This is a genomic window from Aeromonas sp. 5HA1 (assembly GCF_029237245.1).
Lineage (GTDB): Bacteria > Pseudomonadota > Gammaproteobacteria > Enterobacterales > Aeromonadaceae > Aeromonas > Aeromonas salmonicida.
Genome location: NZ_JAACFW010000031.1, coordinates 1 through 14,022, shown reverse-complemented (window position 1 = coordinate 14,022; position 14,022 = coordinate 1). Strand labels below are relative to the sequence as shown.

The following is a 14,022-nucleotide window of genomic DNA, read 5'->3' as shown; positions in this document are numbered from 1 at the left end:
GGCGGTATGGAAGCAAACAAAAAACAACCAGGAAGGATATAAGCGATGCTTAGGAAAAGCAGACTCTCTGCTGCCGTAGCGTTTGCCTTGGCGAGCGCGGCAGTTATGACCACCCCTGTCTTGGCCGAAGAAGGCCAAAACGTCGAAAAGCTGCAAAAAATCAAGGTGACCGGCTCACGTATCTCCCGCGTCGATGTGGAAGGCGCCACCCCTGTTGTCTCCGTCAGCAAGGCCCAGATAGAGCAATCTGGTCAGCAGACAGTGGCCGATTACCTGAAACAAGCCTCCTACAACTCCTTCGGTGGTGTATCCCCCGCCTCCGGCAGCTCTTTTCAATCCCAGGCAACAGTAGGCCTGCGCGGCCTCGGCTCCGATCGCACTCTGGTACTGTTGAACGGCAAGCGTATTGCTGGCTCTCCCACCATGGGGGGTTCCGCCATCAACCTCAACACCATCCCTATGGCAGCAGTCGAGCGGGTGGAAGTGAACCTGGATGGCGGCTCAGCCATCTATGGCTCCGATGCCATCGGCGGTGTCATCAACGTGGTGCTCAAGGAAGGGTATGAGGGCTTGACCTTCCAGGGCCGCATCGGCAGCCCGACCGAAGAAGGGGGGGATGAGAAGAGTGGCTCCATCGTCGCCGGTGTCGCCGGTGAAAAAGGCTCCCTGATGGCGGTCTATGAGCACGACAAAAAAGACGTCATTTACAGCCGTGATCGCGACTATCTCTCCAAGCAGGGCAACGACTCTCCCAGCGCCTATGGACGCAACGTGGAAGGGATCACTGGCCTGGATGGCAATGGCGACCCCATCTGGAAATATGGCCCGCTGGCGGGTGCAACCAATGCAAACGGCACCTGCAAGGAGCCATTTACCAATTTTGAAGGCGGCTGCAACTTCAACTACGGTCAGGTTGCTGCCACTACTGCCTCCCGCAGCCGTGACACTCTCTATTTGAATGGTCGTTATCATATCAACGACAACGTCGACTTCGTGCCCCAGATCATCGGCTCCCGGGTCGAGAGTTTCGGTCGCTTTGCACCCGCGGCAGGGGTGTTCACCATAGATCCTGCCAACCCGAAAAACGCCAAGTTTTTCACCGACAACGGCCTGGATGCCGCAGCCACTCAGGGCCTGGGCGAGGCGGCCTATGCCTACTATCGCTTCAGCAACGTCGGAACCCGTGACAATCTGGTTACAGACACCACTGGCAGCATGAACCTGGGTTTTGAAGGCACCCTAGCCACCGAGAGCGTCGGTGACATGCAGTGGAACGCCGGTTACATGTACTCCAAGACCGACAACAAGGAGAATGGCACCGGTTATGTACTGAAGTCCGCCGCCCAGAAGGCGGTCGAAGATGGCAAGTTCGTCGGTGGCGAGTTTGATGCCTCCACCACGGCCTCCATGGCCGCCGACACCAGCCGCCGCTCCACCATGGACTTCTACCAGTGGTATGCCGGTGTCCAGTGGGACATGGGCGAACTGCCGGCCGGGCCGGTCAGCTGGTACGCAGGCGCCGAGTACAATGACTGGGTCTACGTCGACAAGTACGATGCCCAGTCAGAAGCTGGCAACATCATAGGCTCAGCGGGCAACTCCTCCGGTGGAGTAAGGGATGTGACCGCTGCCTATATCGAGTCACTGGTCCCCATCACGGACGAGGTTGAGCTCAACGTCGCCGGTCGTTATGACAAGTACAGTGACTTTGGCAGCGCCTTCTCGCCCAAGGCCAGCCTGCGCTACCAGCCGCTGGACAACCTGATGCTGCGTACCTCCTGGTCCCGTTCGTTCCGTGCTCCCAGCCTGAGCGACCTCTACTCTGCAGACTCCGAGTCTGCCGACTGGGCCAAGGATTATGTCTATTGCGCAGCAAACGGTATCTCGGCTGCAGCATGCCCGAACCAGCAATACACGACCATCCGTACTGCCAATGAGAACCTGAAAGAAGAGACAGCTGATACCTGGAACTTCGGTGTGGCCTACAGCCCGCTGGATGATCTGAATCTGTCGCTGGACTACTACACCATCAAGATCACCGATGTCATCCAGCTGAACTCACTTCAGTCCATCATCTATGACGAGCTGAACACCGGCAGCTCCAGCAACATAGTGCGTAACAGCCAGGGCAAAATCAAACAGGGCACCGCCCCCATGGTCAACCTGGGCGAGCTGAACACCAGCGGCCTGGACTTCAAGGCGGACTACAAGTACGACCTGAACATGGCGACGGTGCGTTATGACTTCGGTGGTACCTATATCCTGGAGTACAAGGAAGGTCTGTATGCCGGTGGTCCTGTCATCGACAAGATCGGGCAGAACGGCAAGCCACAGCTGCGCTTCAACACGGGTGTCGGTGTCAATGTGCCCCAGTGGTGGAACATGGATACCTACCTGAGCGCCAGCTACATCGACTCCCAGAGCCAGGACTACATCGCCGATACCGGTGCTGAAGTGGGTCACATTGCGTCCCAGACTACCTGGAACCTGAACGTCGGCGTGGAAGCCCCCTGGGATGGCAAGATCCAGGTCGGCGTGAAGAACATGTTCAACGCGGCCCCGTCACTGGAAAGCGATGGTTTCACCTATGACGAAGACGTGTACAGCATCGATGGTCGCATCTACTACCTCGACTACACCCAGAAGTTCTGATCAACCCCGTTGATATACGACTCAAGCCGGCCCGGTCGGGCCGGCTTTGCCCAACGTCCAAGGAAGTTACGGAGATAGGGTAATCCTATGAAGACAAGGACTATTAAAATGAAGAAAGCGCTCCTCGGCAGCCTGGTATCCGCTGCCTTGCTGACCAGCTTCAATCTGAGTGCCGCTTCTGCCGGTCAGGCAGTGGACGCTCAAGCCGCCACCGACAATGCATCCAAAGTTTCCCAGCAGAAGATCGACACCTACGCCGAATCTGCCGAGTCTGCCCTGGCCCAGTACAAGGCAGCCCTGCGCCAGGCGGACAGCCTGCGCGCTTACAACGAACAAGTGGGCAAGATGGTCGATTCCCAGGCCAGCGAGCTGGCCTCGATGCAGCGCCAGATTGCCCAGATCGATCAGACCAGCACCGAAGTGGTGCCCTTGATGCTCAAGATGATCGACTCCCTCGAGCAATTTGTATCGCTGGATCTGCCGTTCCAGAAGGTCGAGCGGGAGGACCGCGTGGCGGCCCTGACCGACCTGATGAACCGGGCCGATGTCACCATCTCCGAGAAGTACCGCAAGATCCTGGAGGCCTATCAGATCGAGGAGGGCTTCAGCCGCACCATAGAGGCCTACAAGGCCAGTCTGGACAAGGATGGCAGCGAGAAAACCTACGAATTCCTGCGGGTGGGCCGCATCGCCCTGCTCTACCAGTCCCCGGACGGCATGGAAACAGGAGTCTGGAACAAGCAGACCCGCCAGTGGGAAGCCTTGCCACAAGAGTATCGCAGTGCAGTCGAACAGGGCTTGCGTATCGCCAAGAAGCAGGCACCGCCCGCGCTGATCAAGCTGCCGGTACAAACTGCGGAGAAAGCATCATGAAAGGAATCAAACTCGCCATTGCCTCCCTGATTGCGGGAGCTACCCTGTTCACCCTGCCGGTGACTGCCGCCGAGAAACCGGTGGACCTGAACGCCCTGCTGAACCAGGTCAAGGCCTCCAGCCTGAGCGAATCCCAGCTCAACAAGGAACGGGAAGCCCGCTTCCTGGCCGACAAGAACCAGCAGACTGCGTTGCTGGCCAAGGCCAAGGCCGAGCTCGCCGCCGAAACCGCCAAGGGTGAGCAGCTCAAGGCCACCTTCGATGCTAATGACAAGCAGCTGACCGAGCTGACCGACACCCTGCGCCAGCGTTCTGGCAACATGGGTGAGATGTTCGGGGTAGTGCGCCAGTTTGCCGGTGAGTTCAAGGGCATTTTCCATGCATCGCCCATGCGGATCCTGCATCCGGAGCAATCCGAACTGCTGACCAAACTGGCAGAGAGCAAGGAGTTGCCCTCCAGCGAAGAGCTGGAAGCCTTCTGGACCGCGACCCTCAGCCGCATGGTCGATGGTGGCAAGGTGAGCCATATACCGGCAACGGTTGTGTATGGCGAAGGCAACCAGGCAGACAAGACAGTCACCCAGATCGGTGAGTTCAACACAGTTCTGGAAGGCAAGTACCTGAACTTTGTGCCGGAAACCGGCAAGTTCGAACAGCTCTCCCGTCAACCTGACAGCAAGATCACCTCACCGATCGCTGACTTTGAACAGGGCGGCGATGGCCTCAACCCCATCTATATTGACCCGTCACGGGGTGTGATCCTCTCTCTGCTGGTGCAATCACCGACACTGGGCGAGCGTATCGATCAGGGTGGCGCAGTAGGCTATGTGATCCTGGCGCTGGGTGCCATCGGCGTGCTGATCGCCCTGTTCTGCGGTGCTCGTCTCTCCCTGATCGGCGGCGCCATGCGCAAGCAGCTCAAGTCCGACAAGGTGATCAAGGGCAACCCGCTGGCCGACATGCTGACGGCCTATGAGACCCACCGTGGTGACAACATAGAGGATCTGGAATCCAAACTGGATGAAATCATACTGCGCAACGTGCCCAAGCTCGAGAAAGGTGTCGGCATCATCAAGCTGATCGCCTCGGTGGCGCCGCTGCTGGGCCTGCTGGGTACAGTGGTCGGCATGATTGCCACCTTCCAGGCCATTACCCTGTTCGGTACCGGCGATCCCAAGCTGATGGCGGGGGGTATTTCAGAGGCGCTGGTCACCACAATGCAAGGTCTGGTGGTCGCCGTGCCCATGCTGTTCCTCTATACCCTGGTACAGACCCAGAGCCGCCGTCTGATCCAGATCCTGGAAGAGCAGAGTGCCGGTTTCGTCGCCCGTTATCAGGAAAGCCTGCACGCCTCCAAAGCCGCAGCGTAAGGAGTCTCCCATGTGGTTCTGGTTGATAGAAGAAGCGGAGTCCATTCGCCGCTTCCTGGGAATGGGAGGAGATGTGCTGGTTGCCATCTTCTTCCTCACTCTGCTGATGTGGGCCCTGCTGCTGGAACGTTGGATCTATTTTCTGACTGTCTACCCGCAGCAGGCGAAAGGGACACACCAAACCTGGCAGGCACGCCAGGATCATCTCTCCTGGTCTGCCAAGCAGATCCGGCGTGAGCTGGTCTCCCGGGTGGCGCTGGCCGTGGACAAGGGGATGCCGGTCATCAAGGTGTTGATCGCACTCTGTCCCCTGATGGGGCTGCTGGGAACCGTGGTCGGCATGGTGCAGGTGTTTGACACCCTGGCCATCACTGGCACCGGCTCCCCCAGAGCGATGGCATCCGGTATCTCCAAGGCAACCATTCCGACCATGGCAGGCATGGTCGCCTCCCTCTCGGGCTTGTTCTTCGCCAGTCGCCTTGAGCACAGGGGCCGACTCGCTGTCGACAAGCTGGAAGACAGTCTGAAACACGGATAAGTCAGGGACAGATAGCTGGCGGGGAGTCTCTCCCCGCCCGATACAAGCAAGGAGTTTTTGCTATGAGAAAGCGTCACAGCGCAAGCAGCGCAGACGAGGCGGCGATCGATATGACCCCCATGCTGGACATAGTGTTCATCATGCTGATCTTCTTCATCGTCACCACCTCGTTCGTCAAGGAAGCCGGGGTTGAGATCAACCGCCCGAGCGCCAATACCGCCGAGACAGTGAAAAAAGGCAACATCATGGTCGCAGTCCGTGAAAACGGTCAGGTCTGGGTCGACAAACGCATGGTCGAAGTGGGCGCAGTTCGCGCCAACATAGAACGACTGAGAGCGGAAAACCCGGAAGGCGCCGTAGTCATTCAAGCCGATGTTGAATCCCGCTCCGGTGTCGTGGTGCAGGTGATGGATCAGATCCGCATGGCGGGAGTACAGAACATCTCCATTGCCGCCAACAAAGACGGCTGATGCCAGGGGTCACCTATGAGATACCTGATATCCTTTGCCGCCGCCTTCCTGGTGGTGTTTGGCCTCTTTTGGGGCATGAACAAGCTGGTCAACCAGGACAGGCGCGAGCTGCAGGAAAAAGAAGACGTCAGCATGGTCGACTTCATCCGCCTCAAGCCGCAGGAGACACTGCAAGAGAAACAACGGGAGCTGCCCAAGCCACCGCCGCCGAAACGCCCGCCACCCCCTCCCGAGATGGAAGTGGCCAGTACGGACAGGCCCAAGATGGAAAGCTCGCCCATGGACATGCCCAAACTCGACCTGCCGGTCAACATAGGGGGCGGCAACGCCCTCGGTGCCTACAGCACGGGCGGCGGTGGTGGCGGTATGGGTGGCAACAACGGTGCCATTCCACTGGCGACCTTCGAACCCATGATGCCCCGCAAGGCGGCGCTGGCCGGGCTCGCCTCCGGCAAGGTTCTGGTGGAGTTCACCGTGACCGAACGCGGCACCGTCAGCAATATCCGCATCGTGAAGGAAGAGCCGCGCAGCTATGACCTCGGCAAGGCCGCGCGCAAGACCATCACCAAATGGACCTTCAAGCCGGCCATGGTGGACGGCAAGCCGCAAGCCAGTCGCATGCAGCAAGAAATCGAGTTTGCGACCAACTAAGGAAGGTGGCGATGAAAAAGTTACACACCCTGATCCTCGCCCCGGTTGCCATGGCGGTGCTGCTCAGCACCGCCAGCTGGGCCGCCGAGCAACCAGCCCTGTCGGATCGCGCCTATCGCGCGGTCAACAAGGCGCAGGAGTTGATCACAGAGAAGAAATACGGCGAGGCCAATGGCAAGCTGCAGGAGGCGCTGTCCGGTGCTGGCGAGCGGGTCTACGACAAGGGGGTGATACTGCAGACCCTCGGCTTCGTGGCCGCACAGCAGGAAAAATACGGTCAGGCGACCAAGTACTTCGCCGAGGCCATCGCCACCGGCGGCCTGCCACAACCCGTGGCACAGCAGGTGCGCTACAACCTGGCACAGCTCTATATGGCGGAGGGGAACTTCAAGGGTTCCATCAGCACCATGAACCAGTGGTTTGCGAGTCTGGGCAAGGATGAGAAACCGACCCCGCACGCCTACATCACCCTGGCAAACGCCCATGTGCAGCTCAAGCAGTATCGAGAGGCCATACCTGCGGTGGATCAGGCTATCAAGCTGTCGGCGGGCAAGGCGCCGGAGTCCTGGTATCTGCTCAAGATGGCGGCGCACTACGAGCTGAAACAGTACAAGCCGGCCACGGAGGTGCTGACTGCCCTGGTGGACAAGTTCCCGGAGAAGAAGAAGTACTGGACCCAGCTCTCCGCCATGCACATGCAGGCGGGCAACGATGCCAAGGCGCTGGCGGCGCTCGAATCGGCCTACAACCTCGGCATGCTGACCGAGTCGGCCGAATTGCAGCGCCTCGCCAACTACCTGGCCTTCGCCGGCATTCCCCACCGCGCGGCACGCGTGATGGAGAAGGCGATGAAGGATGGGAGCATAGAGAACAGTGCAGCCAACTACAAGACACTGGCCAACTACTGGCATCAGGCCAAGGAGCTGGATCCGGCCATCGATACCCTGGCCAAATCCTACCAGATGGCCCCCAGTGCCGAGCTGCAGCTCAAGATGGCGCGCATGATGATCCAGAGCAAACGCTATCAGGATCTGGTGGCCCTGGCCGCCAAACCGGCAGCCAATGCCAGTGGCGAACAGCGGGCGGATCTCAAGTTCCTGACCGGTGTCGCCTATTTTGAGCAGAAAAAGCCGAAGGAGGCACTGAGTGCCTTCACCCAGGCTGCACAGAATGGCAACGTCAGCGGTCGCGCTGCCCCCTGGATCAGCTTCCTCAAGGAGCAAGAGGGAGAGGCAGTCACGCAGTAAGCACCGAGCGCACCGGCTCAGGCCATTCACTCCCGGGTCGAGGTCAAGGCTCAATGACGCGAAACGGGTGCGGGCGCCCTCACCGCCCCCGTTTCATACCACAAGGGGTTCGCCCCACCGCTTGCCTTGGTGGCAATTGGCCGCTCTTCGGAGCGGTCTTTTTTATATCTGCGACCTCCTCTTTATATCTGCCGTCATAAAAAATCCGGAGCCTGGGCTCCGGATTGGGTCATTCATGGATACGGGCATTACCTCACCTCTGAGGGTGTCGGCCGCGCCCGCTCCGTTGCGCCATCAGTAACTGCATACCAGCTTCCAGCTGCCATCGGTCGCCTTGGGCTCGCTGCTGGTCCACCAGTTGGCCTGCCACACCGCCTTGTTATGGGTAATGCGATCGCCACCACCTGCGTGATCACCTTGCGGCCAAGTCGGGTAGGCCTTGTAGGCCGCCGGATTGACGTTCTGGCTGCTGCAGCTGGTGCCGCCCGGGTTCTCGCCACCTCCCGAGCCCAGTACGGCCTCTGGCAGGGTCGGGAACTCAGCCTTGAGACCTATGGTCTGGCTGCCGCTGATGATACGCATGCCACTCGGCACGCCGGCTGCGGGCAGGTAGTAGGTCATGGCGACTTCAACTTCAGCGCCCGGCGCCAGGGTCTGCCAGCTCGGCAGGTTCATGGCGACCTTGTGGAAGTCCTTCTCGTTGGCAATGCCCTCCGAGTTGTCGTTGCCACCGCTCTCCGCCACTTTCAGCCCCATGCCACTCTGATCCGTGATGGTGTCAGAGGTGGACGTCGGCATCAGAAACTCGATGCGAGCGCCGCCCGGAATGGTCTGGGTCGACTTGTTGACCAGCTTGAGTTTCGGGTTGATCGGGTAGTTGGAGTCTCCTTCCTTGAAGCCGGAGAGGCTGACCTGGATGTCGAGCTGGGCACTCGGCGCGGCCAGATCATTCTGCTTGTTGTTGTACGGAGTTGCCTTGGCAAACTTCTCGTAGGCAAGAGTCGTCAGAGTGCTGCCCATGCCGTACTCGTTCTTGGCCGGATCGAAGGCGTAGTCCCCCGCCATCTCCCAGAACATGACGCCACCCAACCCGCGCTTGATGATGTAGTCCAGCTTGTGACCCATGGACTCTTCATCTTCGGTGGAGAGGAACACCTTCTTCTCCTCGTTCCAGAGCCAGGGCGCATGGGCCTTGTCATCGTAGTAACGCACATACTTGCCCTGCATCACGTGGGCCGGATTGTTGGGGTCCAGACCCCAGGCCGTGCCGTAACTCGGCAGCGTGGTGATGCCCAGGCTGGCCGCGTGCTCCAGGTTCTTGGCATGCCACATGGGCACGGCGCCACCGCCGATCTCCTTGCCGTTCTTGTCCAGATCATGCCAGATGTTGTCGATGCCGACCGCACCATTGCCGCACGGAATCGTACTGCCACCGGTGCCCGGCTGACACTCGTTCTGGCTCGGCAGGGCAGCCTTGCCACCCAGACCGTGACTGCCACCGCTCACCCCCTGCCAGCCGCGGGTGTAATAGGGCACACCCACGTTGATCTTGCCGGCCGCCAGCGCACCGCGGAAGTAGTGGGCCGACCAGGCGGCGTTGAGGTAACCGATACCGCCAAACTGGGCCTGATTGTATACGCCCCAGTGGGAGAGTTCGGGATCGGCATTGTTGTCGAACAGGGCCGCGTTGTGACCGACAAAGTGGTTCCAGGCACCGTGGAAGTCATAGGTCATCAGGTTGACATAATCCAGATACTGGGTGACCTGGAAGTTCTCCATGCCGCGCAGCAGGTAAGCTGACGCCGGTGAGGCTATGGTCAGCATGTACTTGCGACCATCCTCGGTACCAGCATTGTCGAGCCGCGCCCGCAGTGTCTTCATCAGCACCTCGTAGTTGGCAAACAGCTTGGCACGGCACTGGTTGGAGAGCGGGAAGTCGTTGGGGTTGCCTGCATCCTTCATGGAGGTGGGGTACTCGTAGTCCACATCCACCCCATCGAAACCGTACTGGCGGATAAAGCTCACCGCCGAATCGGCAAAGGCGTTGATGCCGGCTGTGTTGACCGAGCAGTCGCCCTTGGTGGTGGCGGTGTAGAAGCCGCGGGTATCGGCCCAGCCTCCGACCGAGATAAGGGTCTTCACGTCCGGATACTGCTTCTTGTACTTGGAGATCAGGTTGAAGTGGCCCTGATAGGCGAATTCGGGATCCATCTCGGCGCCCGGCACCCCGTCCCAGGTCAACTTGGTGGCCGCATCATCCACCTTGATCTGGTGACTCTGCTCGTCCACAGCCGCGAAGGCGTAGTTGATGTGGGTGAGCTTGTCCCAGGGGATGTCGTTCACCAGGTAGGCGGGCAGGCCATTCTTGCCAGTGCGCCAAGAGGTGAAGTAACCGATCACCCGGCGGGCGTGGTCATCCCCCATGCACTCGTAACCGTCCGGGCGATAGATCTGGCGAATGTCACAAGAGAGGTTGCCACCGGTGGGCGGCAGCGCCGCCTCTTCCACCTGCACATCGACCTGGGCAGACTCGCCCACCAGATTTTCCTTGTCGGTCGCTACCAGCTTGAGGGCGGCAGCCCCCTTGCTCTGGGGCGTCCAGCTCACCTGCCAGGGGGCGCTGACGTCTTCACCGACTTTCTTGCCATCCACATAGAGCTCGACCCTGGCCACGTCATTGTTGGCATCGGTGACATTGCCACTGACCGCCACGCTGCGCCCCAGGGTTACCTTGGCGCCGCTGACCGGGCTGCTGATGCTCACCCCGGGCGCCTCTGGCGCGACCACGGCGTTGACGCTGAAGCTGGCATCCGCCTCGCTCAGCACAGTGCCATCCTTGTCCAACCCACGAGATTTGAGTTGATGGGGGCCGACACCGGTAGCGACCCAGCTGGCCGACCAGGGGGCCCCGCTGCTCACCGCCACCTGCTGACCATCGATCAGATACTCGACCTTGACCAGGGCGCTGCTGTTGCCGCTCAGGGTGACCGCCAGGGCCACGGGTACACCTTCGTTGAAAACGCTACCAAGAGCGGGCGAACTGATTGCCAGCCCAAGGCCCGGAGTCGTGCCGCCGTCGTTGAACAGCTTCCAGGCATCAGCCCAGACTGCACCCACACCGGGGGCATAGTGATAGGGGGATGCCCCGCACCAGCCGGAGTAGGGAAATTCTTTGCATTCGTAGAGAGCGCCTGCGTTGCTGACCACATCGCCAGCCTTGTAAGCGGTGCCGGCCTGATAGGCGGGATAAGCGGCTTGTACCCAAGCGGGCATGGCAGCCAGGGCCACCAGCATGGCAAGTCTGCTGGGCCTTAAGGTCTGTTGCATATTGTTATCTTCCTTGTTTTGTCTTGGCATTGGTCACCAGGGCAAAGAACAAGCGCAACCGGCGTGATGGGAGCAGACAACTGGCAATGGACGTGCCACAAACACCACCTTCACCCTGGGAAGCCCCGCTATCTGGATCGACTGATCTGGAGACCGGAGGCATTGCGTCCCGGCATTTCGACCGGTTTGCCCTTTACCTGGGTTCCGTGAGGAACAAGCCGAGTATAGGAATCAACCAGCAGAGTCTCAATCTTCATTCTCGAAGAAAAATATGTGGATGCAAGCCAGATCACACTTTCCCGAGAACAGTGAATTAATGATTTTGTCATTAATTTCATAACGTTAGTCAGGTCAAAAAAACCAGCACTGCCCTCATTTGCATCCCGGTAATGTGCGTTGGCTCACTGGTATGACGTGCCAGAAATGTGACAATGCGCGCCCTTGGTCAAGGTGCCAAGGCTATGGAAACACTGGCAAAAAATAAAAAAGGAATCGTTATGAAAGGAACACGTACCCTGCTGTCGCTGGCCGTGGGGCTTGCGCTCGCGTCCCCGTCCGTCCATGCCGCCAGCTTCAGCTGCCCGGCTGACAGTGCCCTCACCCCCATCCCCGTCATTCAGGGCATTGGTGGCAAGAGTCCCCTCATCCCCGATGGCAAGTTCGAAAGCGCCCAGAGCGTCACGGTCAAGGCGGTGGTCACGGCACTTGGTGAGAGCCTCAACAAGGGTTTCTACCTGCAGGATCTGCAAGGGGATGACAATCCCCAGACGTCGGATGGCATCTTCGTCTACCTCAACGACAAAAACTTCGCCAGCAAGTACCCGGACATCAAGCCGGGTGCCGAAGTCTGTCTGGAGGCCAAGGTCGAGGAGTACTACAACCACACCCAGCTCAAGCCGGTCGTTGACAGCGGCGCCCCGCGTCTGCAGGTTCTCGCTCAGGGCTCTGTGCCTGCCGCCGTGCCGCTGCGGGTACTGGAAAACGAGACCCTAGCCCGGGCGCTGGAGCGTCACGAAGGGATGCGGGTACGCCTCGATGCCGACAGCGCGCTCAAGGTAAGCCGCAACTTCAGCTATGACTACGCCGCCAAACGCAACAATCTGGTGCTGTCACACCAGGCACCGCTGATGAAGCCGACCCAGCTGCATGCCGCCGACAGTAAAGAAGCCAAGGCGCTGGCCAGGGCCAATGCCAACAACCGGGTATTCCTCGAATCTGACTTCAAAGCCGCCGATGGCAAACTGCCCTGGCTGCCGGGCTGGGATCCGGAGCAGGGTTATCTGCGCATCGGCGATGCCCCGGTCAATCTGGATGCGCTGGTGGGTTACAGCTACAACGAGTACCGGTTGATAGTGCCGCAGGATCAGGTGATCACCGCCGGCGATCTGCTGCGCACCGGCGATAACGATCGCCAGAGCGCACCGGCCCGTGCCGATGGCACCGACTTGCGTATCGGCAGCTTCAACGTGCTCAACTACTTCACCAGCCACTCCAGCGTGGGGGGGGCCCTTAATGTGCTGTGCAAGGATCAGGTGGATGCGGACAGCGCCAAGGGCTGCAACCGCGGCGCCAAAAACCTGGAGGACTTCCAGAAACAGCGCGCCAAGATAGTCAACGCCATCACTGAGATGGATGCCGATCTGCTCGGCCTGATGGAGATGGAGAACAACGGCTTTGACAGCCACTCCGCCATCAGTGATCTGGTGCAAAGCCTCAACGCCCAACAGAAGGAAGCTGACAAACAGTACACCTTCGTGGCCCTGCCCAAGGCGCTGCTTGGCGACGAGCGCTTCTTCGGCGGCGACGCCATCATGGTGGCCATGATCTACCGGCCCGCCAAGCTGACGCCGCAGGGGGATGCCAGCGTCATCACGCTGCCGGTACAGAAATACCAGGATGCGAAAGGAGTCGAGAAACAGGCCTCCCAGCGTGACTCCCTGGTGCAGAGCTTCACCGTCGAGGGCAGCAAGGAGCCGCTGACCCTGGTGGTCAACCACCTCAAATCCAAGGGTTCCGGCTGCCTGGAGAACCTGGATGGCAAGGAGCCCGCCGATCTGCAGGGCAAGTGTACCGAGTTCCGGGTCAGTGCTGCCAAGGTGCTGGGCGAAGCGGTGAACACGCTGCCGGGTATGGTCATGTTGGTGGGTGACCTCAACTCCTACGCCAGGGAAGATGCGATCCGGGTGCTGACCGACTATGTGCCGACCGAGGGCCAGCGCAAGATAGTCTCGGCCTCCCGGACCTTCCTCGGCGAGCAAGTCTATGAGCAGACCGGCAGCGAAGTGAGCAAGAGCTATGGCCTGATCGATATGAATGTCAGGTTCAACAAGGAGAAGGCCATCTCCTACAGCTACGAGGCCGAACTCGGTACCCTGGACTATGCCCTCGCCAACCCGGCACTGGCCAGCAAGGTAGTCGCGGTCGCCGACTGGCACATCAATTCGTTCGAGAGCAACCTGTTCGAATATGGCCGTGGCTTCACCGGTGACATGATCAAGTCCGACAATCCGTTCAGCGCCTCTGATCATGATCCCATCATCGTCGACCTCAAGCTGAAGGAAGAGAGCAACGGCGGTGGTGGTGCCATAAGCGCCCTGTTGCTGGCCCTGCTGCCCCTGGCCTGGCGTCGTCGCCGCAACTGATGCGGCTTTGCCATCACGCCAAAAGCCCGCTGCGATGCGGGCTTTTTTACGGGCAGGAGGCGGCCGGACGCAACATGAGCCTGATAGAAAAGAGGCCCGGCAAATGCCGGGCCTCTTTCGTTGCACCTGTCCCGTCCTGAATATGGTTTACACCTTTCCCCCACATAAACGGAGAGCCCGATGGGACAAGGTGTGAAACGGACACAGCGCGATTACTCGCTGACTTTTAAACTGGCGCTGGTCGAGCAGATT

The 14,022-nt window shown here is 59.7% G+C and carries 9 protein-coding genes and 1 riboswitch; of the genes, 8 read left to right on the top strand and 1 reads right to left on the bottom strand.

From position 1 onward, the window contains the following. Positions 1-45 precede the first annotated feature (45 nt). The 7 genes from GWQ27_RS20455 to GWQ27_RS20425 all read left to right on the top strand — a co-directional run bounded on the left by GWQ27_RS20455 (position 46) and on the right by GWQ27_RS20425 (position 7,801). On the top strand, positions 46-2,652 hold the full coding sequence (locus tag GWQ27_RS20455) for a TonB-dependent receptor (RefSeq protein ID WP_275908196.1): 2,607 nt from the start codon (positions 46-48) through the stop codon (positions 2,650-2,652). Positions 2,653-2,760: 108 nt separating this feature from the next. Next, positions 2,761-3,525, top strand: coding sequence for a DUF3450 domain-containing protein (locus GWQ27_RS20450; protein WP_059113173.1), 765 nt, complete (start codon positions 2,761-2,763; stop codon positions 3,523-3,525). Continuing rightward, the gene (locus tag GWQ27_RS20445) at positions 3,522-4,895 is read left to right on the top strand and encodes a MotA/TolQ/ExbB proton channel family protein (protein ID WP_275908195.1); all 1,374 of its coding nucleotides are present in this window, start codon (positions 3,522-3,524) and stop codon (positions 4,893-4,895) included. Before GWQ27_RS20450 ends, GWQ27_RS20445 begins: the two co-directional genes overlap by 4 nt. 10 nt (positions 4,896-4,905) lie before the next feature. Further along, the gene (locus GWQ27_RS20440; RefSeq protein WP_159167082.1) at positions 4,906-5,433 is read left to right on the top strand and encodes a MotA/TolQ/ExbB proton channel family protein; all 528 of its coding nucleotides are present in this window, start codon (positions 4,906-4,908) and stop codon (positions 5,431-5,433) included. A gap of 62 nt (positions 5,434-5,495) precedes the next feature. Then, positions 5,496-5,903: a biopolymer transporter ExbD gene (locus GWQ27_RS20435; protein WP_021139802.1), complete on the top strand. Its 408-nt coding sequence runs from the start codon at positions 5,496-5,498 to the stop codon at positions 5,901-5,903. Between the two features lie 15 nt (positions 5,904-5,918). Further along, on the top strand, positions 5,919-6,554 hold the full coding sequence (locus GWQ27_RS20430; protein ID WP_021139803.1) for an energy transducer TonB: 636 nt from the start codon (positions 5,919-5,921) through the stop codon (positions 6,552-6,554). 11 nt (positions 6,555-6,565) lie between these two features. Further along, on the top strand, positions 6,566-7,801 hold the full coding sequence (locus GWQ27_RS20425; protein WP_265462076.1) for a tetratricopeptide repeat protein: 1,236 nt from the start codon (positions 6,566-6,568) through the stop codon (positions 7,799-7,801). A gap of 294 nt (positions 7,802-8,095) precedes the next feature. Here the strand turns inward: GWQ27_RS20425 and GWQ27_RS20420 are convergent, their stop codons facing one another. After that, complete coding sequence (locus GWQ27_RS20420; RefSeq protein ID WP_275908211.1) at positions 8,096-11,095, bottom strand: glycosyl hydrolase family 18 protein; 3,000 nt, start codon at positions 11,093-11,095, stop codon at positions 8,096-8,098. Between the two features lie 148 nt (positions 11,096-11,243). After that, a riboswitch (cyclic di-GMP riboswitch) is annotated at positions 11,244-11,329 on the bottom strand. 296 nt (positions 11,330-11,625) lie between these two features. Here GWQ27_RS20420 and GWQ27_RS20415 point away from each other — a divergent pair. Continuing rightward, positions 11,626-13,770 carry an ExeM/NucH family extracellular endonuclease gene (locus GWQ27_RS20415; protein ID WP_275908194.1) on the top strand — a complete coding sequence of 715 codons (2,145 nt, stop codon included), beginning with the start codon at positions 11,626-11,628 and terminating at the stop codon, positions 13,768-13,770. Positions 13,771-14,022: the final 252 nt, after the last annotated feature.